The sequence below is a fragment of the Duganella sp. Root1480D1 genome (assembly GCF_001427305.1).
Taxonomy (GTDB): Bacteria; Pseudomonadota; Gammaproteobacteria; order Burkholderiales; family Burkholderiaceae_D; genus Rugamonas.
Window position 1 is genome coordinate 14,292 of sequence record NZ_LMFZ01000006.1, and the last position, 22,450, is coordinate 36,741.

The 22,450-nt window shown below is 64.7% G+C and carries 20 protein-coding genes; 14 read left to right on the top strand and 6 right to left on the bottom strand.

Annotated features, from left to right (window positions below; all coding sequences use genetic code 11):
- The first annotated feature begins 4 nt into the window (after window positions 1-4).
- The 7 genes from ASD58_RS08170 to ASD58_RS08200 are packed head-to-tail and all read left to right on the top strand — an operon-like array spanning window position 5 to window position 9,802.
- Window positions 5-697 carry a response regulator transcription factor gene (locus ASD58_RS08170; protein ID WP_057260627.1) on the top strand — a complete coding sequence of 231 codons (693 nt, stop codon included), beginning with the start codon at window positions 5-7 and terminating at the stop codon, window positions 695-697.
- A complete protein-coding gene (locus tag ASD58_RS08175) occupies window positions 694-2,211 on the top strand; it encodes a sensor histidine kinase (RefSeq protein WP_057260628.1) in 1,518 nt (505 codons plus the stop codon). Before ASD58_RS08170 ends, ASD58_RS08175 begins: the two co-directional genes overlap by 4 nt.
- 31 nt (window positions 2,212-2,242) lie before the next feature.
- The gene (locus ASD58_RS32115) at window positions 2,243-2,461 is read left to right on the top strand and encodes a DUF4212 domain-containing protein (RefSeq protein WP_057260629.1); all 219 of its coding nucleotides are present in this window, start codon (window positions 2,243-2,245) and stop codon (window positions 2,459-2,461) included.
- The gene (locus ASD58_RS08185) at window positions 2,458-4,494 is read left to right on the top strand and encodes a sodium:solute symporter family protein (RefSeq protein WP_057260630.1); all 2,037 of its coding nucleotides are present in this window, start codon (window positions 2,458-2,460) and stop codon (window positions 4,492-4,494) included. Before ASD58_RS32115 ends, ASD58_RS08185 begins: the two co-directional genes overlap by 4 nt.
- Window positions 4,495-4,551: 57 nt before the next feature.
- Window positions 4,552-6,567: a S9 family peptidase gene (locus ASD58_RS08190; protein ID WP_057260631.1), complete on the top strand. Its 2,016-nt coding sequence runs from the start codon at window positions 4,552-4,554 to the stop codon at window positions 6,565-6,567.
- A complete protein-coding gene (locus ASD58_RS08195; RefSeq protein WP_057260632.1) occupies window positions 6,564-8,546 on the top strand; it encodes a S9 family peptidase in 1,983 nt (660 codons plus the stop codon). Before ASD58_RS08190 ends, ASD58_RS08195 begins: the two co-directional genes overlap by 4 nt.
- Window positions 8,547-8,587: 41 nt before the next feature.
- A complete protein-coding gene (locus tag ASD58_RS08200; protein ID WP_057260633.1) occupies window positions 8,588-9,802 on the top strand; it encodes a 6-phosphofructokinase in 1,215 nt (404 codons plus the stop codon).
- Here ASD58_RS08200 and ASD58_RS31620 read toward each other — a convergent pair.
- A complete protein-coding gene (locus tag ASD58_RS31620) occupies window positions 9,799-10,035 on the bottom strand; it encodes a hypothetical protein (protein WP_162252997.1) in 237 nt (78 codons plus the stop codon). The two genes, ASD58_RS08200 and ASD58_RS31620, sit on opposite strands and share 4 nt — an antisense overlap.
- Between ASD58_RS31620 and ASD58_RS08205 the strand changes: the two genes are divergently transcribed.
- Entirely contained in the window at window positions 10,010-10,984 is a 975-nt protein-coding gene (locus tag ASD58_RS08205; protein WP_229209935.1) for a cyclase family protein, read from the top strand. The genes ASD58_RS31620 and ASD58_RS08205 overlap by 26 nt on opposite strands.
- Here the strand turns inward: ASD58_RS08205 and ASD58_RS08210 are convergent, their stop codons facing one another.
- Window positions 10,985-11,704 (bottom strand): sterol desaturase family protein, encoded by a 720-nt coding sequence (locus ASD58_RS08210; protein ID WP_057260634.1) that lies wholly within the window; start codon window positions 11,702-11,704, stop codon window positions 10,985-10,987.
- Between the two features lie 161 nt (window positions 11,705-11,865).
- Between ASD58_RS08210 and ASD58_RS08215 the strand changes: the two genes are divergently transcribed.
- A complete protein-coding gene (locus ASD58_RS08215) occupies window positions 11,866-12,468 on the top strand; it encodes a hypothetical protein (protein WP_229209936.1) in 603 nt (200 codons plus the stop codon).
- Here ASD58_RS08215 and ASD58_RS08220 read toward each other — a convergent pair.
- From ASD58_RS08220 to ASD58_RS08235, 4 genes are all read right to left on the bottom strand, one after another.
- Complete coding sequence (locus tag ASD58_RS08220; RefSeq protein ID WP_057260635.1) at window positions 12,443-13,648, bottom strand: MFS transporter; 1,206 nt, start codon at window positions 13,646-13,648, stop codon at window positions 12,443-12,445. The genes ASD58_RS08215 and ASD58_RS08220 overlap by 26 nt on opposite strands.
- On the bottom strand, window positions 13,648-15,477 hold the full coding sequence (locus ASD58_RS08225; protein ID WP_057260636.1) for an IucA/IucC family siderophore biosynthesis protein: 1,830 nt from the start codon (window positions 15,475-15,477) through the stop codon (window positions 13,648-13,650). Before ASD58_RS08225 ends, ASD58_RS08220 begins: the two co-directional genes overlap by 1 nt.
- Before the next feature lie 144 nt (window positions 15,478-15,621).
- A complete protein-coding gene (gene purM / locus ASD58_RS08230) occupies window positions 15,622-16,665 on the bottom strand; it encodes a phosphoribosylformylglycinamidine cyclo-ligase (protein ID WP_057260637.1) in 1,044 nt (347 codons plus the stop codon).
- A gap of 96 nt (window positions 16,666-16,761) precedes the next feature.
- Window positions 16,762-17,778, bottom strand: a complete 1,017-nt coding sequence (locus tag ASD58_RS08235) for an ankyrin repeat domain-containing protein (RefSeq protein ID WP_057260638.1) — start codon at window positions 17,776-17,778, stop codon at window positions 16,762-16,764.
- 119 nt (window positions 17,779-17,897) lie between these two features.
- Here ASD58_RS08235 and ASD58_RS08240 point away from each other — a divergent pair, with 119 nt between their 5' ends.
- Genes ASD58_RS08240 through folK form a run of 5 tightly spaced genes read left to right on the top strand, consistent with a single transcriptional unit; the run spans window position 17,898 to window position 22,345 of the window.
- Window positions 17,898-18,983 carry an AI-2E family transporter gene (locus ASD58_RS08240; protein WP_057260741.1) on the top strand — a complete coding sequence of 362 codons (1,086 nt, stop codon included), beginning with the start codon at window positions 17,898-17,900 and terminating at the stop codon, window positions 18,981-18,983.
- A gap of 51 nt (window positions 18,984-19,034) precedes the next feature.
- On the top strand, window positions 19,035-19,703 hold the full coding sequence (gene hda / locus ASD58_RS08245; RefSeq protein WP_057260639.1) for a DnaA regulatory inactivator Hda: 669 nt from the start codon (window positions 19,035-19,037) through the stop codon (window positions 19,701-19,703).
- Entirely contained in the window at window positions 19,703-20,374 is a 672-nt protein-coding gene (locus ASD58_RS08250) for an HAD family phosphatase (RefSeq protein WP_057260742.1), read from the top strand. Before hda ends, ASD58_RS08250 begins: the two co-directional genes overlap by 1 nt.
- Complete coding sequence (pcnB, locus tag ASD58_RS08255; protein WP_057260640.1) at window positions 20,367-21,869, top strand: polynucleotide adenylyltransferase PcnB; 1,503 nt, start codon at window positions 20,367-20,369, stop codon at window positions 21,867-21,869. The genes ASD58_RS08250 and pcnB overlap by 8 nt, the downstream gene beginning before the upstream one ends.
- Window positions 21,869-22,345, top strand: a complete 477-nt coding sequence (folK, locus tag ASD58_RS08260; RefSeq protein WP_057260641.1) for a 2-amino-4-hydroxy-6-hydroxymethyldihydropteridine diphosphokinase — start codon at window positions 21,869-21,871, stop codon at window positions 22,343-22,345. The genes pcnB and folK overlap by 1 nt, the downstream gene beginning before the upstream one ends.
- The last annotated feature ends 105 nt before the right edge of the window (window positions 22,346-22,450 follow it).

Genomic DNA, 22,450 nt, shown 5'->3' on the forward strand with positions numbered 1-22,450 from the left:
GCTTATGCGTATCCTATTAGCCGAAGATGACAGCGTCCTCGCGGACGGCCTGACGCGCTCCCTGCGCCAGTCCGGCTATGCGATCGACTGCGTAAAAAACGGGCAGGAGGCGGACACTGCCCTGTCCACCCAGGAATTCGACCTGCTGATCCTGGACCTGGGCCTGCCCAAGTTGTCCGGCCTGGAAGTGCTGCGCCGCCTGCGCACGCGCGGTTCGCTGTTGCCGGTGCTGATCCTGACCGCGGCCGACTCGGTCGAGCAGCGCGTCAACGGCCTCGACCTGGGCGCCGACGACTACATGGCCAAGCCGTTCGCGCTGTCCGAGCTGGAAGCGCGGGTGCGGGCGCTGACCCGGCGCGGCCAGGGCGGCGGCTCCACCGTGGTCAAGCATGGCCCCCTCACTTACGACCAGGTCGGGCGCAGCGCCTATATCAATGAGCAGATGCTGGATTTGTCGGCGCGCGAACTGGGCCTGCTGGAAATCCTGCTGGCGCGCACCGGACGCCTGGTGTCGAAAGAACAGCTGGTGGACCACCTGTGCGAATGGGGTGAAGAAGTCAGCAACAACGCCATCGAGGTGTACGTGCACCGCCTGCGCAAGAAAATTGAAGTGGGCGGCATCCGCATCGCCACCGTGCGCGGCCTCGGCTACTGCCTGGAGAAATTCAACCCGCCGCAACCGCCGGCCGCAACGTGAACGGCGAGCAGCAGGCCGCCGGCTGGGAGCACGCCCCGGCCGCCGAAGAGAACGAGATCCAGCACTCGCTGTTCGGCGAGATCCTCGACTGGATGCTCGCTCCCCTGCTGCTGCTGTGGCCAATGAGCATTGCCATCACCTACCTGGTGGCCAAGTCCATCGCCAACCAGCCTTTCGACCACGCGCTGGAAGATACCGTCACCGTGCTGACGCAGCAGGTGCGCGAAGTGGCCGGCGCGATTCCGCGCCTGCCCGGACCGGCGCGCGACATCCTGCGCGCCGATGACGTGGACAATATCTACTACCAGGTCAGCAGCCCGTCCGGCGCCCATGTCGACGGCGACCGCGACCTGCCGCCGCCGCCCAGGCAGGACCCGGAACTGCAGGACATCCGCGCCGGCGCCGTCCTGTTCCGCAACACCACGCTGCACGGCACGCCGATCCGCATCGCCTGGACCTGGGTCAACCTGGAAGAAGACAAGGCACAGCCACCGCGCCTGGCGCTGGTGCAGGTCGGGGAAACGCTGGAAAAGCGTGCCAAGCTGGCCAATGAAATCATCAAGGGCGTGATCCTGCCGCAGTTCATCATCCTGCCCATCGTGCTGGCCCTGGTGTGGTTTGCTCTTTCGCGCGGTCTGCTGCCGCTGCGCGAACTGCAGGAGCGCATCCGCGCCCGCCCGTCGGACGACCTGAGCCCGATCCCGCCGCGCCAGGTGCCGGAGGAAATCACGCCGCTGGTCAAGTCGCTCAATGAAATGCTGGAACGCCTGAAGCTGTCGATCGACTCGCAGAAGCGCTTCATCGCCGATGCTGCGCACCAGATGAAAACCCCGCTGGCCGGCATGCGCACGCAGTCGGAACTGGCGCTGCGCCAGACCGACCAGGCCGAGGTGCACCGCTCGCTGGAGCAACTGGCCAAGTCGTCGGAAGCGGCAACGCGGCTGGTCAACCAGCTGCTGGCACTGGCGCGCGCCGAGAACCAGCCGCAGGCTGGCACCGCAATGGAAGCGCTGGAGCTGGGCGAAGTGGCACGCAATACGGTGCACGACTGGGTGCAGGCTTCGTTCAACTACGGGATCGACCTTGGCTATGAGCCGCCGCCCGAAGACGTGCCGATTTCGGGCAACGCGATGATGCTGCGCGAAATGCTGTCTAACCTGATCGACAATGCCTTGCGCTACACGCCGCGCGGCAGTGCGGTCACGGTGCGCGTGCGCCGCACCGGCAGGCACGCGCTGCTTGAAGTGGAAGACAATGGCCCCGGCATCCCGGCGGCGGAACGCGGCCATGTGTTCGAACGCTTCTACCGCATCCTGGGCAGCAATACCGAAGGCTCAGGCCTGGGTTTGCCGATCGTGCGCGAAGTGGCGCAGCAGCACGAGGCGGAAGTCGACCTGTTCGCCAACCCGCGCACCACCGACCCGAAATACCCGGGCTGCCTGTTCCGCGTCACATTCCCGCTGCGCGTGCCGGACACGCCACCCGAAGAAGAAGAGGTACCGCATTTTGGATAAGCTCGAGCGCCACTGGCGCCGTGTACGCCGCATGACGGGCTGGCTGCTGGCCACCTGGCTGCTCACCACGTTCTGCATCATCTTCTTTGCGCGCGAATTGAGCGGGCTGTCGATCTTCGGCTGGCCGCTGTCGTTCTACCTGGCCGCGCAAGGCGCTTCACTGATCTACCTGGCCATCATCGGCTTTTACGCCTGGCGCATGCGCGCGCTGGAGCGGGTCTATCGCAGCGAGAACGGGGGCCAGGCATGAGGACGCCCTTGTTCCGCAAGCTGCAGCGCTACTACACGATGTTTACCGGCTGCTTCGCCATGTTCCTGCTTGCGCTGGCGATGCTGGAAAAGGAAGGCATGCCGCGCCTGTGGATCGGCTACCTGTTCATGTTCGCCACCATCATCCTGTATGCGGCGATCGGCGTGATCAGCCGCACCTCGAATGTGGCGGAGTATTATGTGGCGGGGCGGCGCGTGCCTTCGCTGTTCAACGGCATGGCGACAGCGGCAGACTGGATCTCCGCCGCCTCCTTCATCTCGCTGGCGGGCGGGCTGTACCTGCACGGTTTCGACGGCCTGGCCTACATCATGGGCTGGACCGGCGGCTACTGCCTGGTGGCGCTGCTGATCGGGCCTTACCTGCGCAAGTTCGGCCAGTACACCATCCCCGATTTTTTCGCGGCGCGCTACGGCGGCGGCTTCCAGGGGCGCGCGGTGCGGCTGATGGCGGTCGGCGCCACCATCATCGTTTCCTTTACTTATGTGGTGGCGCAGATTTACGCGGTGGGGCTGATTGCCTCGCGCTTCACCGGCGTCGATTTCTCGGTCGGCATCTTCCTCGGCCTGGCGTCGATCCTGGTGTGCTCCTTCCTGGGCGGCATGCGGGCGATCACCTGGACCCAGGTGGCGCAGTACATCATCATCCTGGTGGCTTTCCTGATGCCGGCCATGTGGCTGGCAGTCAAGCACGGCGGCAACCCGGTGCCGCAAGTGGCTTACGGCAAGCTGCTGCCCAAGCTCAGCGCGCGCGAGGCGCAACTGGCGCACGACGAGAAGGAGGCCGAGGTGCGCGAAGTATTCCTGCAGCGCGCCGAGGATTTCGGCGTGCGCCTGCACGGCTTGCCCGCTTCCTGGGATTCGGGCCGCATCGAGGCGCAGCACAACCTCGATATGGTCAAGCAGCGCAATGGCTCGCTGCTGGAAATCCGCGCCGCCGAACGGGCGCTGGCCGACTACCCGAAAACCGTGGAAGATGCGGCCGCCGTATGGACGGCGCAGCGCGACTACAACCTGGCCCGGGGGCGCGAACTGGTCAAGCACGCCGAACCCTTCCCCGGTGCGGATCGCGAACAGTCGGACCAGAAGCGCAACAACTTCCTGGCGCTGGTGTTCTGCCTGATGGTGGGCACGGCGGCCCTGCCGCACATCCTGATGCGCTCCTACACCACGCCATCGGTGCAGGAGACCCGGGTGTCGGTGTTCTGGACCCTGTTTTTCATCCTGCTGGTGTACCTCACCATTCCGGCACTGGCGGTGCTGGTCAAATACGATATCTACAGCTCCCTGGTGGGCAGCGACTTCGCGCACCTGCCGACCTGGGTCTCGTATTGGGCCAATGTAGACAAGACGAGCCCGCTGCTGTCGATCAGCGACATCAACCTGGACGGCATCGTGCAACTGGCCGAAATCCAGATCGACGGCGACGTGCTGGTATTGGCCACGCCGGAGATTGCCGGCCTGCCGTATGTGGTATCGGGCCTGGTGGCGGCAGGCGGCTTGGCGGCTGCCTTGTCCACCGCGGACGGCCTGCTGCTGGCCATCTCCAACGCCTTGTCGCACGACGTGTATTACAAGATCGTCGACCCGGAGGCATCGACCCAGAAACGGGTGACGATTTCCAAGCTGCTGTTGCTGGCGGTAGCCTTCATCGCGGCCTATGCCGCGTCCACCAAGCCCGGCGACATCCTGTCGCTGGTCGGCGCCGCCTTCTCGCTGGCAGCGTCGACGCTGTTCCCGGCCCTGGTGGCGGGCGTGTTCTGGCAGCGCGCCAACCACCAGGGCGCGATGGCGGCGATGGTGGCCGGCTTCTTCACCTGCCTGTACTACATGCTGCATGCCAACCCGGTGCTGGGCGGCAGCATCAGCGGGCAATGGTTCGGCATCGCGGCCAACTCCGCCGGCGTGTTCGGCGTGCCGGCCGGCTTGGCGGCGCTGGTCTTGGTCAGCCTGCTGACGCCAGCGCCCGATGCGCGGACCCTGTCGCTTGTACGCCACATTCGCACGCCAGAATAGACGATTGTTACATTTGGCTAGCTTTTAAGATTGCCATCCAAGTAACATTTGTTCCCTATGAAAATCCTATCCCTCACCCTGGCGATTACGCTGGGGCTGGCGGCGGCACCCGCGTGCCTGGCCGCCGCAGTTCCCCCTTCCATTGAAGCCTTCTTCGAAAACCCTGCCTTCAGCGGGGCTGTCCTTTCGCCGAGCGGCAAGTATGTAGCCGCCAAAATCGGCGCCAAGGGCAAGCGCGACATGCTGGTCGTCGTCGACCTGACAACGCGCAAGGCGCAGGCCGTGGCCAATTTCAGCGATACCGACATCCGCAACGTGCAATGGGTCAACGATCAACGGCTGGTATTTGACACCCAGGACCGCCAACTGGCCCAGGGCGACGCTACCGAAGGCCCCGGCCTGTATGCAGTGGACCGTGACGGCACGCGCTTCAGGCAACTGGCCTTGCGCCATAACGGCGGGGTAATGCAAGGCTCGCCCCAGCGCGAGATCCTGCCGTGGCATGTCGCGCTGCTGCGCCAGACCGGCGCACAGGACTCCGACTGGGTCTATGTTGAAGACAGGTCGAAGCGCCCGGGGCAGGTCGATGCCATCAGACTCCTGCGCCTTAACACGGTGACCGGGCGCAGCCAGCCAGTTGACCACCCCGGCAACGCGATTGGCTGGCTGCTGGACCAGCAGGGCTGCCTGCGCCTTGCCTACACCCTGGGCCAGGGCCAGGCCGGCATCCAGGTGCGCGACAACGACAGCGCGCCGTGGCGCCCGCTGGCCAACTTCAAGGCGTATTCCGTCGACCACGACGCGATCCGGGCCGTGGCCTATGGCGAAGGCGATACCTTGTACGTCCAGGCCAGCAACGGCGCCGACAAGAGGTCGATCTACCGCCTCGACCTGGCAAGCGGCAAGCTCGATGAGAAGCCGCTGATCTCGCTGGACGGCTATGACTTCCAGGGCCGCCTGGTCATCCGCGGCGGCAAGCTGGCCGGCGTGCATTACCTGCGCGACAGTGAAGGTACGCAATGGTTCGATCCCGATCTTAAGGCATTGCAGGCCGACATCGACATGGCCTTGCCGCAAACCGTGAACATGCTCGACCTGCCCGCCGACCCGCAGGCGCAGAACGTCCTGGTGCGCGCCTTCTCCGACGTGCGCCCTGCCAGTTATTACGTGTACGACCGCCGCGCCAGGACCCTGGACAAGGTGGGCGACACCTATCCCGCCATCGCACCGGAACAGATGGGCCGCCAGGGACAGGTACGCATTGCCGCGCGTGACGGCCTGGAAGTGCCGGCCATGCTGACGCTGCCATCGCAGAAGGAAGCGAAAAACCTGCCGATGGTGGTGCTGGTGCATGGCGGGCCCTATCTGCGCGGCACCAGGTGGGGCTGGCGGCCGGACGTGCAATTCCTGGCCTCGCGCGGCTACGCCGTGCTGGAGCCGGAATTCCGCGGCAGCACCGGCTATGGCGAGCAGCATTTCATCGCCGGCTGGAAGCAATGGGGCCTGAAAATGCAGGACGATATTGCCGACGCCACCAAATGGGCCATCGCAAAAGGCTACGCCGACCCGCAACGCATCTGCATCGCCGGCGCCAGCTATGGCGGTTATGCCACCCTGATGGGACTGGTCAACGACCCGCAACTGTACCGCTGCGGCGTGGAATGGGTCGGCGTTACCGACATCAAGCTGCTGTTCACCGGCCACTGGCGCTACCGCGACGACACCACCGACGATTACCGCCGCTACGGCATGCCCGACCTGATCGGCGATCCGGTCAAGGATGCCGAGCGCTTCAAGGCCACTTCACCGATCGAACAGGCACACCGCATCACCCAGCCGCTGTTGATGGCCTACGGCGGCGCGGACCTGCGCGTGCCGCTGGTGCATGGCACCCGCATGCGCGACGCGGTACGCCGCAACAACCAGCAGGTCGAATGGGTCGAGTACCCGGCGGAAGGCCACGGCTTCTACGTGCCAGCCAACCGCATCGACTTCTGGAGCCGCGTCGAGCGCTTCCTCGACCGCCAGATCGGACAACATCAAGTACCACCTCAAGCACAAGGACAACAATGATCAAGTATTTCCTGGCCGGACTGGCCACCGCGGCCGGACTGGCCCACGCTGCGCCACCGGCCCAGCAATTCTTTGAAGAACCGCGCTACAAGGATGCGAGGATTTCGCCGAGCGGCCGTTACCTGGCCCTGCGCGTCGGCGACAACAACGCCAAGGATTCACTGGCGGTGATCGATACCGAAACACTGCAAGTGGTCAGCGCCAAGCGCGTGAACAATTACGACGTCGGCGACGTCCGCTGGGTCAACGATGAGCGCCTTGTGTATAACGTCATCGACAACGACGCCGCACCGGGTGACTGGCGCTTTGCGCCCGGCCTGTATGCCATGAGCCGCGACGGCAAGGAATCGCGCCAGTTGGCCGATCACCGTTGGGCCAAGTCCAACCTTGGCACGCATATCAAGTCCCGCCTTGAGCCGTGGAATACCTACCTGATGAATGAGAATGGCGCACAGGATTCCCAATTCATTTACGTCCGGCGTCCTATCTGGTCGCAAAAGCCTGGCTATGACATCGAACATACCGAACTGGTCAAGCTCGACACCGTGAACGGCCAATCGAGCCTGGTAACCCATCCCGGCGTATCGCAAAACTGGATGCTGGACCAGAAGGGCGTCCCAACCATCATGATCTCGAAAAAAGATGGCAAGGACACTATCCATTTCCGCGACGCCGCGGGCGAGTGGCGCGAAGTCGCGACCCAGGCCGCCTATGGCGTCAACGAAGAGGGCATTTCGCCGATCGGCTTCTATGACGACAAGCGCCTGCTGGTCAAGACCCGCAAGGGCGGCGACAAGGCCGCGCTGTACCTGATGGACCTGGGCACCGGTAAAGTCGATGCTCAGCCACTGGTGGCGATGGCGGACTTCGACTTCAGCGGCAGCATGGTGTATTCCAACAATCGCCTGGCCGGCATCCATTACAAGGCCGATGCCCGCTCCAGCGTCTGGTTCGACCCGGCACTGCAAGCGGCCCAGAAAGAGGTAGACCGGCAATTGGCTGGCCTGATCAACCTCATCACGCCGCCAACGCACCCGGAAAGCGGCTGGATGCTGGTGGCCAGCTACTCGGACCGCCAGCCCCTCTTCTATTCCCTGTACAACAGCAACACACGTGAAGTCAAAGGCCTCGGCAGCACACGCCCAGAGGTCAAGGCCAGCGAGATGGGCCGCCAGGACATCGTCAAGTATCGCGCCCGCGACGGCCTGGCGATTCCGGCTTGGCTGACATTGCCGGCCAAGGGCGGCAAGAAGCTGCCGATGGTGGTGATGGTTCATGGCGGTCCCTATGTGCGCGGCAATGCATGGGGTTGGGATCCCGAAAGCCAATTCCTGGCATCGCGCGGTTATGCCGTGCTCGAGCCTGAGTTCCGCGGCTCTACAGGTTACGGCTTCAAGTTGTTCAATGCAGGGTTGAAGCAATGGGGTCTGAAGATGCAGGACGATATTGCCGACAGCGTCAAATGGGCGGTGGACAAAGGTATTGCCGACCCTGAGCGCGTCTGCATCATGGGCGGCAGCTACGGCGGCTACGCAACGCTGATGGGACTGGTCAAGGACGCGAGCCTGTACCGTTGCGGCATCGCCTATGCCGCCGTCACCGACATCCCGCTGCTGTATGACAGCGGCATGGCCGTCCTGTCCGACCTGCCGCCTGATTACAAGACCTACGGCGTGCCAACGCTGGTGGGCGACCTGGAAAAGGACGCCGCACAATTCGACGCGACCTCACCGCTGAAGCAAGCCGCGCGTATCAAGCGCCCGCTGCTGCTGGCGCATGGCACCGATGATCGTCGCGTTCCCTACCCGCACTACACCAAGCTGCGCAGCGCACTGCAGGACGCCAAGGCCGATGCCGAATTCGTCGAATACGTCGGCGAAGGCCACGGCTGGAGCACGCTGAAGACCCGCCTCGACTTCTGGGGCCGGGTAGAGAAATTCCTCGACAAGCATATCGGCGCGGGGGCAAAAACGGAGTAAGCTGGCGGCTCGTCCGTCACTTACTGGAAGGGGGCAGCGCGATGTCGTCTGGCAAAATCCTGGTCGCACAAGGGGGCGGTCCGACCGCCGTGATCAACCAGTCGCTGGCCGGCGTCGTGCTCGAGGCGCGCCGCTTCCGCAATGTGACGCGCATCTACGGTGCGCTGCACGGCGTGCGCGGCATCGTCAACGAGGAATTCGTCGACCTGACGCAAGAGACCAGCCATAACCTGGAACTGGTGGCCGCCACGCCCTCCTCCGCACTCGGCTCGACACGCGACAAGCCGGACCTGAAGTATTGCGAAGACATTTTCAAGGTACTGAAGGCGCACGAAATCGAGCATTTCTTCTACATCGGCGGCAACGATTCATCGGACACGGTGCGCATCGTGGCCGAACAGGCGCAGGCGGCCGGCTATCCGCTGCGCGCCATCCACATCCCCAAAACCATCGACAACGACCTGGTCGGCAATGACCACACGCCGGGCTTTCCCTCCGCGGCGCGCTTCGTGGCGCAAGCCTTTGCCGGCGCCAACCTCGATAACGCTTCGCTGCCGGGCGTGTACGTGGGCGTGGTGATGGGCCGCCATGCCGGCTTCCTGACAGCCGCCTCGGCACTCGGCAAGAAATTCCCGGACGACGGACCGCACCTGATCTACCTGCCGGAGCGGGTGTTCTCGATCGAGCAGTTCCTGGCAGACGTGAAAGACACGTATGCGCGCTACGGACGCTGCGTGGTGGCAGTGTCGGAGGGCATCCACGATGCGTCAGGCGAACCGATCGCCACCTTGCTGGCAAAGGAAGTGGAGCGCGATGCGCACGGCAATGTGCAGCTCTCCGGCACCGGTGCGCTGGCCGACCTGCTGTGCGACGAGATCAAGGACAAGCTGGGCATCAAGCGCGTGCGCGGCGATACCTTCGGCTATTTGCAGCGCTCCTTCATCGGCTGCGTGTCGGACGTAGACCAGCGCGAGGCGCGCGAAGTGGGCGAGAAGGCCGTGCAGTTCGCCATGTGGGGCGACCGCAATGGCTCGGTGGCGATCAAGCGCACCGGCTTCTATTCGGTCGACTATGAACTGCTGCCGCTGGAAGCAGTGGCAGGCAAGACCCGCACCATGGAAGATGCATTCATCGACGAGAAGGGCACCGGCGTGACCGATGCCTTCCGCCTGTACCTGCGTCCCCTGCTCGGTTCCGGCATGCCGGACGCCTACCGCCTGCGGCCGGCGCCGGTGCCGAAGATCCTCAAGCGCTAAAACATCGCCGGCAGTTCCGCCGCCAGGAAGTCGGACAGCGCGCGCACCTTGGTCTGCAGGTGGCGGTTGCCGGGATAGACGATGTAGGCCACGCGCGGCTGCAGCTGCCAGGCCGGCAGCACCCAGGCGCCACAGGCCGAGCGCTTCGGCCAGGCGGAATGCCAGCGCGCGGTGCGCCAGCAAATCGTGCGGCGCCTGCGGTGCGCCGTGCTGGCGCAGGTAGAAACTCGCAACTGCCCTGGCAGCCATGCTGCTGACCGCCAACGCCATCGCTGCCGAACCGGGCACCAGCCCTGGGGGCCGCAAGATGAAATCGGGCGGCTAAACCTGGTCACCCAGGCCTCCAGCGCGGCCATCCTGGCACGCATCGGCGGCGGCCGCGCGTATGACCTGTCGGTGGATTATTTCGTCGGCATGCCAAGCTGGCAGGCGGCCGGCGACCCGCCCTACCTGATGTGGATGACCCATACGCCGCACGGCAACGTGCTGTCGGACCCGATGGAGACCGGCAAGGCCATGAACCAGCACGTCAGCTATACGGGCAGCGCGATCTCGATGTACGCCCATATGGGCACCCACATCGATGCGCTGAACCACTTCGGCCTGAATGGCAAGATCTGGAACGGCCTCAAGGCTTCCGAACACCTGGGCGACCGTGGCTGGAAGGTGGCGGGCGCGGAGAAGCTGCCGCCAATCGTGGCGCGCGGCGTGCTGATCGACGTGGCGGCGGCCAAGGGCGTCTCCATGCTGCCGGATAACTACCGCGTGACCGGCAAGGACCTGGCCGAGGCTTCGGCCAGGCAGAAGGTGGCGCTGCGAAAGGGCGACGTGGTGCTGATCCGCACCGGCCGCATGCAGCAGTTCGAAAAAGCCCAGGCCTTCATGCAGAATCCGCCGGGCATGGGCCTGGATGCGGCGCGCTTCCTGGTGGAGCAGAACGGGGCGATGGTGGTGGGCGCGGATAACCTGAGTTTCGAGGCCATCCTTTCCGAAGCGAAGGACAACTACATCCCGGTCCACACCTATTTGCTGGCCGAGCACGGAGTGCCGATCATGGAGCTGGTCAACCTGGAACAGCTGGCGCGCGACAAGGTGTATGAATTTGCCTTTATCGGCGCCTCGCTCAAGCTGCGCGGGGCGGATGCGGCGCCGATGCGGCCGATCGCGCTGCCGCTGCGCTGATCACTGCCGGTGCACGTCCTTGTAGGCCAGCATCTCCGCCAGGCGTTCTTCCTTGTCGGGATCGAAGCCGCAGCTGGCTTCGAACTTTTCCGGGTTTTCGTAGGTGCCAAACAGCATGTCCCACCATACGATGTCGCCGTAGTTGTTCTTGTGGCGTCCGTACTGGTGGTGGATGCGGTGCATCTCGGGCCGCTGGAAGAACCAGCCGACCCAGCGCGGCGTGGTGACGCTGGTGTGGTAGAAAAATTCGCCGAGCGCGGTGCACAGGGTATAGACCGCGCCAGCTTCCGGCGACAGGCCAAGGAAGGCATATACCAGCAGGCTGCCGATAATCGAGTTGACGATCATTTCGCCGGGATGCTTGTAGAAGGAAGTGATGACCTCGATGCGCTGCGGGCTGTGGTGGATCTGGTGGAACAGTCGCCACAGCAGGTCCGATTCGTGGCGCACGCGGTGCCACCAGTAGAACACGAAGGTCGCGATGAAGTAGGCCAGCAAGCCGCCAGCCGCCGGGCCGACGTGCTCAGACAGGTGCAGCAGCGAGGCTTGCGAGGCCCAGCGCTCCCAGCTCACCCCGGCCAGCAGGACCACGCCGAGCTGCACGGCATTGATGGCCAGCACGCGCACGGGCCAGGTGCGGACCTGGGGCAGCCGCCATCCGGGCCGCAAGCGCTCCAGCACAAAACAGGCGGCGAAGACGATGAAGATTGTGGTGAGCATGGCGTGTCCTTTCGTTTGGCAAGGACGAATGATCGCGCCGGAGCGCAGCGCGGGCCCAGGAAAATCCTCGTTGGTATCGGATTTAGATACGGCCGGCATATAGGGCGGGTTCTCGCCTGTTGGCGGCCTAGCATGGTGGCTCTTTCAAACAGGAGACGACCATGAAAAAACTGATTGCGGCACTGGCCATGGCAAGCAGCGCTGCTGGGGCCGTGGGCGGCACCGCGGCAAGTGCACCCGCCGCCACCCCGGCCGAAATTGAGCGCGGGCGGCACGCCTTTGACTTCCTGCACGGCGACTGGACAGTGCAGAACCGCCGCCAGTCGGATTACGCCAACCCGGACAGCCCGTGGGAGACCTTCAGCGCCAGCAACCTGGTGCAGGCGCTGCCGGCCGGCATCGGCAACTATGACGAATACCGGCCGCTGGGCGACTGGCGGCCCGGCTTCGTAGCGATGACGCTGCGCGTATTCGATCCAACTACCGGGCGCTGGAGCATCTACTGGCTGACCAACCGCGACGGCGGGCTCGATCCCGCCACCGGCACTTTGCTGCCGCCGGTGGTAGGCCGCTTCGATGCCGATGGCGTGGGACGCTTCGAGGGCGAGGAAGTCTACAAGGGCCGCACAGCCCGCGTGCGCTTCACCTGGACCCGCAGCAGCGCGCACCAGGCGCGCTGGGAGCAGGCCTATTCCTGGGACGACGGCACCAGTTGGCAAACCAACTGGATTATGGACTTCACGCGGAAACAGGCTGCCCGATAGCCCTGCCGCGCCAGGCACGCATGCCGAGTGCGGCTGCCGCGTACAGCGCCGCCACGCTCCAGAAGATGTGTTCCAGCGGCAGCCACGCCATGGCCAGGCCGCCGGCTGCTGCGCCCAGCAGCGCGCCCGCCTTGGCGGCGCTGTTGCCGGCACCGAGAACGCGGCCTTGCTGCCGGTCGTCGACTTCCTGCGACAGCAGGCCGTAGAACACCGGCAGCAAGGCGGCCATCGCGATGCCCCATGCCAGCCGCGCGGCCAGCACCAGCACGATGCTGCGGCCCCAAGCCTGCAGGGCGACGATGCCGGCGCATCCCCAGCAGATCCACTCGATCCTGTGCAACACCCACTCGCGCGGCCTGCCTTTGAAATGCTTTGCCCAGATTGGCGCGAACAGGCAAAGGCCGACAGCGGTGGCGCCGTAGCATAAACCCGTCAGCCAGGGCGGCGCTTGCAGCACCTGCTCCGCGTACAGGCTGAAGAAGCCTTGCGGCATCATCTTGCCTGCCTGGACCAGGACGATGCCGGCCAGGAGGCCGGCCACCACCTTGCCCATCCCCACCGCAGCCTGCACGTGCACACCCGGCGTGCCGGCAACATCCTGCGCCGAGGCTAGTGGCACTGGCGCCGGCAATGGCACCGGTAACACCAGCGCAGCGCACACGGCGCAAGCGAGGCATATCACGGCGGCAGCCACGTTGACCGTCGTGAAGCCGAGCGACGAGAACAGCAGCCCGCCGGCCAGCGGTCCAAGCACCGAACCGAGCGCGGTGGCGACCTGCAGCCGCGCCATCAATGCGCCGCGCTCCGCACGCGGGACGATGCCTGCGCCGTAGGCTTGTGCGGCTGCGATGAAGCCTGCCAGGGCCCCTTGCAGCAGGCGCACCAGCAGCACCACGATGCCGCTGCCGGCATACGCGAGCCAGAGCTGGGTGGCAGCCAGCGCCAGCAAGGCGCGCAACAGCATCGGCTTGTGGCCGACACGGTCGCCGATGCGGCCCCACAGGGGCGTGAACAGCATTGCCGTCACCAGCGGTCCGGCATAGGCGACTGCGCTGGCCACCGCCAGGCCGCCGGGCGCATCGCCAAGCGCGCGCAGCTGCAGCGGCCAGAATGGCCCGCTCATCTCCATTGCGCCCATCGACAGCAACTGGATGGCGAACAGCCAGCGCAAGGCAGCCATCAGCGCAGCGCCTCGCGCAGCGGGTTAGGCATGCTGCCCAGGGCATCGTCCGAACTGTCGGTCAGGCGCATGCGCAGGAAGGACTTGGCCGGCCAATCGCCCTCCAGCAGCGCAGCGCGTTCCTGCTCCCAGCGCACAGGATCTGCCTGGCCCCGCAACAGCTCGAAGGCAGCGGCCAGTTCGCGGCCGAAGATGCGCCAGAAGATATCTTCGTCGCTGCGGTAGCTGCGCGCGAGCAGCAGGGCCAGCTCCGAGACATGGCACAGCAGGACCGCGTGCAGCAGCTTGTCGCGCACTGTGCCTTCATCGTCGAACAGGGTGTGGCCGGCGCGGTGCGCCTGCAGCGTGTGGCCGCTGCGCTCCAGGGTCGGGCGGTGGATGCGGATATCGCCGAAATCGCGTACCAGCAATTGCACCGGGCGGTAGTGCTGGTCCAGCACGATGAAGCTGTTTTGCTGGTGCGCTTCGAAAGCCACGCCGTACAGAAGATAGGCCGACAGCACGGCGCGCAGCGCGGTGGCCGCATAGAGGCGGAAGAACTGCTGCGCGCCGGCGGCATCGTCGCCGCAGCACAGGGCGACCGCCTCCGTCACCAGCGCGCGGCCGCTGAAGGGCGACTCGGCAAACAGCGCGCCCACCGGCATCGCCAGCATGCCCGGCGCCACGCAGGCAGCCGGGTTGGCGCGGTACAGCGCTGCGAGGTGGCGGGCGCGGTCATCGTCGGCGTCCAGCAGGTGGATGCCGCATTGCTCGGGCACGATGGCCAGCGTACCGCCAAACCCGTCCTCGCTGGCGATGATCGATGACAGCAGGCGCGATACGCGCGGCCCCATCACCGCCGATTTCGGCGAGACCGTGCGCTGCACGCTGGTCAGGCGCAGCGAGACCGGCAGCTTGACATGGGGCATTTGTCCGGAGCCATGCGGCACCACGGTGCGGAACGACATGGTCGGCGTGGCAGGCATCGCCGCGTCGAGCAGCAGCAGGTCGCCGCCGGCGATCTCCTGCGCGAACAATTGCGGAAGCTGGCGGCTGGCCTGGTAGGGATGCAGCGGCAATGGCAGCCAGCCTTCATGCGGCAGGCCGCGCGCCTGCATGGCGGCCAGCCAGGCTTGCCAGGCCTGCGGATAGGTGCGGCCGAACCAGTTTCGGTATTCCTCGCCATCGGCGGCAAACGCCACGTGCGCCCTGGCGGCGCGCAGTGCGGCTAGCGGCACGCGCAACTGCGCCTCGAATTCGGGCGACAGCGCCATCACGTCTTCGGCGGACAGCCCGAGCTTGGTCTTGTAGTTCGGGTGCCAGGGATGGCCCAGCGTGCCCCACTGCTCCAGCAGCAGCGGCACATTGGCGTGGCCGGAATTGCGCAAGGCGGCGAGGAAGAGCCGGTGGCGCTCGCGCAGCCTGCCGCTCAGTTCTTCGCCCCAGTTGCCGCGGTAGGCCAGGCACAGCGCGTCGTTGGTGGTGCTGTTTTCCAGCTCGACGGACAGGCGCTGGATGACTTCTTCGGATGGAGGACCGGGCAGCGAAGGGGCGACGCCAGCCAGCAGTTCGGCCGGCGTGGCCAGCACTTGCGGCGGGCGGCCCGGCTGCACCAGCGAAATGGCGCCATCGAGCTGCAGGTTGCCGATGCGGCCCAGGCGCAGGCCTTCAAAGCGCAGCATGGCGCGCTGGCCCCACAAGGGCAGCCAGCTGGCGTGGTTATCGTGGATCAAATGACCCGGTTCCAGCAATTGTTCGCGGAACAGGGCTTGGAGAGTGCGCTGCAAACCACGCTGCCTGGCATTAAGCTGGGTAGGGTCAGCGGCGATCGGTTTCAGTCGCGCATTCATGGGTTACCTTTTGGTTAAGGGAACCGCATGCTAGCGTAAACGCGAATGATTCTCAATCACGTTTCAATCGTGCTTGAGGAATATCAAACAAAAACGGAGCCGCTTGGGCTCCGTTGCTTGAAAAATGGGGTACGTCCCTATTTTTTACACGACGATGGTCTGGTGCTCGCCTTCCGCGCGGGCGCGGATCTTGCCGATGCGGGATACGGTCTCGCCGGCTGCGGCCAGCTGGGCCATGGCTGCGTCGGCGTTTTCAGCCGAGACGATCACGGTCATGCCGATGCCGCAGTTGAACACGCGGTGCATTTCGGCGTCGGCCACGCCGCCGTGCTGCTGCAGCCACTTGAACAGTGGCGGCATGGTCCAGGAGGAGCCATCCAGTTCGGCGGTCAGGTTGTCGGCCAGCACGCGCGGGATGTTTTCCACCAGGCCGCCGCCGGTGATGTGCACCAGGCCTTTGACTTCCATCGCTTCCATCAGCGCCAGCAGCGGCTTGACGTAGATGCGGGTTGGCTCCATCAGCACGTCGGCCAGCTTGCGGCCGTGGAAGTCGGCTTCCAGGTCCGGCTTGGCCACTTCGATGATCTTGCGCACCAGCGAGTATCCGTTGGAGTGGGCGCCCGAGGAGGCCAGGCCCAGCACCACGTCGCCCGGCTTGATCTTGGAACCGTCGATCAGCCTGGATTTTTCCACCGCGCCGACGGCGAAGCCGGCCAGGTCGTATTCGCCGTCCGGGTACATGGAAGGCATTTCAGCGGTTTCGCCGCCAATCAGCGCGCAGCCGGAGATTTCGCAACCCTTGGCGATGCCCTTGATCACGTCGGTGGCGGTCGCAACGTTCAGCTTGCCGCAGGCGAAGTAGTCGAGGAAGAACAGCGGCTCGGCGCCCTGCACCAGGATATCGTTCACGCTCATGGCCACCAGGTCGATGCCCACGGTGTCGTGGCGGTTCAGCTCAAACGCCAGTTTCAGCTTGGTGCCGACGCCGTCGGTACCGGAAACCAGCACCGGCTCCTTGTATTTCTTGCTGATCTCGAACAGCGCGCCGAAGCCGCCGATGCCGCCCATCACGCCTTCGCGCATGGTGCGCTTGGCGAATGGCTTGATCGCTTCAACTAGGGCGTCGCCGGCGTCAATATCGACACCTGCGTCACGGTAGGACAGGGAAACATTCGAAGGTTGGCTCATGGTGTTGTCGCAACTGAGGCGGAAGAATGGAAAAGCGGTGGCCGAATACGGCAAGTCCGCTATTTTAGCATTTTTACCCCCCGAACTTCCGCTTTTTCAGCCCCCGGAGCGGCAAACTTCCCCCAATCCGGGGCGCGCACCGAGCTTGAGCAGGCGTTCGGCCAATTCATCGTTCTTCTTTTCCCGTGCCACCTCGTAGGGCGTGAGGCAGCCATTGTCCGGGTCGGCTTTGCCGTTCGGGTCGGCGCCCTGCTCGATGGCAAAGCTGACGCGGGCGCTCACCGCCGACACGCATTTCTGCCATTCCGCCTCGAAGCGCTCAGGCGTGGCCAGCTTGCGCGTCATGTCCTGGTCGCATTCGCTGATCAGGCGCACCAGCATGCTGCGCTTGCCCCAGGTGCTGCCGTTCGGGTCGGCGCCCAGCGCGATCAGACGCCTGGCGGCGTCGAACTGGTCCTTGCGGATGAAGCGGTTCAGCAGGGCCGAGTACGTGGTCGACTGGACATTGGGGTTGGCACCGGCCAGGATCAGCAGCGCCAGGTATTCATTGTCGGTTTCGCAATAGTCGCAGGTCGACAGGTTGATGCCCCTGGCGCTGGCGCCATGCTCGACCAGCAGGTGGGCCAGTGCCAGCCGGCGCGGCCAGCTTTCCTGCGGGACGTTGCGCGCGAAATAAGCCTGGTTCACGGTCTCCTGCAGCAGGACAGTGCCCAGTTCGCCGGAGAGGTCGGCCTTCCCGACCAGGTATTCGAGGACGGCGAAGCGCTTGGCGTCCTTGGCCGGGTCGGGCTTGGTCAGGTAGGTGTTGACCGCCACGCCCAGCATGTTTTCCGGGGCAAAACTGGGGTCCTTCGCCTGGTCGAAGCGCTTGATGCGCGACAGGTCGCCTTCATCGGTCGCGTCGATGACTTTGGAAGATGGTTTCTTGAAGTTCACCGCCTCGACCATGTTGGCTGCGGCGTCGGCCACGCTGGCGGCGGCGGCACGCGGCATGCACAGCAGGCGGTTGAAACCTTCGCATTTTTCGCCATCATCGGCCGCCATGGCAGGGGCATGCGCGGCAAATGCCAGGGACAGGGCCGCTACGGCGGCACGGGAACGGACAGACAGCATGACATCAGATCGGAGTTGATTTATGGAAATATTAAACTACTGGTCGGCCCGGCGCATGGTGTTTTTAACAGCAGAGGCGTTAGAATAGCCCTTCCTTCGTCCCGACCATGCCCCAGCAGATGCCATTTTCCCTCTCGGCAGAACAAAAACAAACGCTATTCTGGGTGTCGGTCTGGGCCGCCTTCTTTTTCCTGCTCTGGATACTGGGGCCGGTGCTGACGCCTTTCCTGGCAGCCGCCATTTTCGCATACGCGCTGAATCCCGCCGTCGACAAGCTGTGCCGCATGCGCCTGTTGCGGCGCTGGAAAATGCCGCGCGCGCTGGCCGTTTCCGTCGTCATCACGCTGTTTGGCGCCGCCGTGCTGGCGCTGCTGCTGATCGTGGTCCCGGTGCTGCAAAAGGAAATCCCCCTGTTGCAGGCGGCCATTCCCGCTTCGCTGGCCAAGCTGAACGACACCCTCGGCCCGCGCCTGCAGCAACTGGGCGTGCAATTCACCCTCGACGGCGCCAGCATCAAGGCCCTGGTGGCTGAAAAAATGGCCGAAAGCGGCAACCAGCTCTGGTCTGCCGTGCTGAATTCCGTGCGCACCGGCGGCAGTGCGGTACTGGGCTGGCTGGCAACGGTCGTGCTGATCCCGGTCGTGCTGTTCTACCTGCTGCTGGACTGGCACCAGCTGCTGGCCCGCATTGCCGCAGCCGTGCCGCGCCGCTACATCGGCGCCACCATGGACATGGCGCGCGAATCGGACGTGCTGCTGGCCCAGTACCTGCGCGGCCAGTTGCTGGTGATGCTGGTGTTGTCGGTTTATTACTCCACTGCGCTGGCGGTGGCCGGCTTCGACGTGGCGCTGCCAGTCGGCATCCTGTCCGGCGTGCTGGTGTTCATTCCCTATCTCGGCTTCGGCCTGGGCCTGCTGCTGGCGCTGATGGCGGCGGTGCTGCAATTTTCCGACTGGAGCGGGCTGGTGGCAGTGGCCATCATCTATGGCCTGGGCCAGGTAATCGAAGGTTTTTTCCTGACGCCGCGCCTGGTCGGCGAGCGCATCGGCCTCGATCCGCTGGCCGTGATCTTCGCCTTGTTGGCCTTCGGCCAGCTGTTCGGCTTCGTCGGCGTACTGCTGGCTTTGCCCGCTTCCGCCCTCTTGATGGTCGGTTTCAGGCACTTGCGCCGCCACTACCTGCGCAGCAGCTTTTATAATGCGTAGTGTGAAGATCGATTACGTTAGCAAAAAGTCCACAATATCGGGACAAGTCCAATGAAACAGCTGGTGCTTGACCTGGGTGCGGAGCCGGTGTGCACCCTCGAATCCTTCGAGGTGGGCCGCAATGCCGAGGTGGCGGCGCTGATGCGCCAGTTCGCCGAACGCAGCTCCCGCGAGCATTTCGCCTACCTGTGGGGGGAAATTGGCGCAGGCAAGTCGCACCTGCTGAAGGCGCTCGCCTCGAGCGACCGCGCGCGCTATATTTCGCCGTTTTCGATTGAAACCGAGTTCCTGTATTCGCCGGACGTGGACCTGTACCTGCTGGACGACTGCGAAAAGCTGTCGCCGGTGGCCCAGATCGATGCCTTTGCCCTGTTCAACGAGATCCGCGCCAACAACGCCTTCATGGTGAGCGCGGGCTCGGTCGCCCCGGCCGTGCTGCCGGTGCGCGAGGACTTGCGCACGCGCATGGGCTGGGGCCTGGTGTACCAGATCCATGGCCTGACCGACGAGGAAAAGCTGGCAACGCTGACGCAAATGGCCGAAGCGCGCGGTTTGACCCTCTCGCCCGGTGTGCTACCTTACCTGCTGTCGCACTTCCAGCGCGACATGGTATCGCTGTCCTCGATGCTCGACTCGCTCGACCAGTATTCCCTGGAAACCAAACGCCCGATCACCCTGCCCCTGCTGCGCGAATGGCTGCAGGAGGAAGCGAAAGAATGATGAAACTCGCCCTGTTCGACCTTGACCATACCCTGCTGCCGATCGATTCCGATTTCGAATGGGGCCAGTTCCTGTGCCGCGTAGGCGCCGTCGATGCCGTTGAATTCAAGCGCCGCAACGAAGAGTTCTTCGCCCAATACCAGGCGGGCACCCTGGATCCGGTGGAATACCTGGAATTTTCGCTCGGAACCCTGGCTTGCTTCGAGCCCGGGCAACTGGCCGAACTGCAGCAGCAGTACATGACCGAAGTGGTGATGCCGAATATCCTGCCGGCCGCCCGCGCCCTGCTGCAAAAGCACCTCGACGCCGGCGACCTGGTGGCGATCGTCACGGCAACCAACCACTTCGTCGTGGCGCCGATCGCCAAGGCCTTCGGCGTCGAGCACCTGATTGCTGCGATGCCGGAGCGCGATGCCGCCGGCCGCATCACCGGCAAGCTGCTCGGCACGCCAACCCAGGGCGAAGGCAAGATCGTGCACACCAAGGCCTGGCTCGAGAAACTGGGGCACTCGCTGGACAGCTTCGAAAGCGTCCACTTCTACAGCGATTCCCATAACGACCTGCCGCTGCTGTCGATCGTCAGCCATCCGATTGCGACCAACCCGAACGCCAAGCTGTCCGAGCACGCGACCGCGCAAGGCTGGCCACTAATTCACCTGTTCAATGATTAAGAAATTTATCCGCAAGATCCTGGGCGTCAAGAACGCGAGACCCCGCAACGAACCGCTGGTGCTGGGCGCCAAGGACCATGGCATCGACCCGCGCATGGTGTCGAACAACGCGATCCGTGTGACCAGCACGCTGCAGGAAGCCGGCTTTGAAGCCTTCGTGGTCGGCGGCGCAGTGCGCGACCTGCTGCTGGGCGTAAAGCCGAAAGACTTTGACGTCGCCACCAATGCCACGCCGGAGCAGGTGAAGCGCCTGTTCCGCCGCGCCTTCATCATCGGCCGCCGGTTCCAGATCGTGCACGTGATGTTCGGCCAGGACCTGCTGGAGGTGACCACCTTCCGCGGCACCGCCACCGACAATGCGCCGAAGGACGAGCATGGCCGCGTGCTGCGCGATAACACCTTCGGCTCCCAGGCGGAAGACGCGGAGCGCCGCGACTTCACCATCAACGCCATGTACTACAACCCTGCCACGCAGGAAGTGCTGGACTACCACGGCGGCATCGACGATATCCGCGCCAAGACGCTGCGCATCATCGGCCAGCCGGAAGCGCGCTTCCGCGAAGACCCGGTGCGCATGCTGCGCGTGGTGCGCTTTGCGGCCAAGCTGAAATTCTCCATCGAACGTTCCACCGCCGAGCCGATCGGCGTGATGGCGCCATTGATCAACAACGTGCCTGCAGCGCGCGTGTTCGACGAAATGCTCAAGCTGCTGACTTCCGGCCAGGCGCTGGCCTGCCTGCAGCAGCTGCGCAAGGAAGGCTTGCATCACGGCCTGCTGCCGATGCTGGACGTGGTGCTGGAGCAGCCGCTGGGCACCAAGTTCGTAACGCTGGCGCTGGACTCCACCGACAAGCGCGTCATGGCCGGCAAGACCGTGTCGCCGGGCTTCCTGTTTGCGTCCCTGCTGTGGCACCAGGTGCTGGAGAAGTGGCAGGCCTACCAGGCGGCGGGCGAGTTCCCGATCCCGGCCCTGCACCTGGCCGCCGACGAAGTGTTGCAGTCGCAGACCGAGAAGCTGGCGATCCAGCGCAAGATCGGTTCCGACATGCGCGATATCTGGGCCATGCAGCCGCGCTTCGAGCGCCGCAATGGCAAGAACCCGTACAAGCTGCTGGAGCATGAACGCTTCCGCGCCGGCTACGACTTCCTGCTGCTGCGCTGCGCCTCCGGCGAGATCGACCGCGAACTGGGCGACTGGTGGACTGCCTTCTACGAAGGCGACGAGACCATGCGCGCCGAGCTGGTGTCGACGGCGTCGTCCGGCGGCGGCAAGAAAAAGAAACCTGCGCCGCGCCGCAGCCGCGCCGCAGCGCTCGACGACGCGCCAGTGGACGCGAATCCGGACGGCGAAGAAGGCGACGAGTCCGATGACGACGAATTCCTGGAACCACGCCCGGAGGGCGAAGCGCCGGCCCGCAAGCGCCGCCGCCGCCCGCGCCGCGGCCGCCGTAGTGGCGGTGGCAGTGGCGGCAACGCACCGGCCGGCGAGGCTTGATGCCTGTTACCGCCTTCATCGGCATCGGCGCCAATCTTGGCGACGCCCGGGCCAACGTGCTGGATGCGGCGGAGCGCCTGCGCAAGCTGCCGGGCGTCACGCTGGAGGCGGTGTCTTCGCTGTACCGCACGGCACCGATTGACTCTTCGGGTGATGACTATATCAATGCTGTTGCGCGCTTGAGCACCGGGCTGCCGGCGCAGGCGTTGCTGGAGGCGCTGTTCGATATCGAGCGGGCGCATGGGCGTGAGCGGCCTTACTTCAATGCGCCGCGCACGCTGGACCTGGATTTGCTGCTGTATGGCGATGAACACATTGCGACGGCTACGCTGCTTGTGCCGCATCCGCGCATGCATCAGCGGGCGTTTGTCCTGATGCCGCTGCTTGAACTGGTGCCGGATCTCGTGTTGCCGGGACTGGGATGCGCGGCCGATTTCGTGCCTTCGGTTTCCAACCAAGGTATTATCCGCCTTTAAAACCGGTAAACCGGGGTCGGACGGGACGGCCATCCGGCGCAGGGTCAGACCCCGTCTGCTCAACTGTCGAGGGTTTTGGTTTAAGGCGTCTGATCTTTTTCGAAC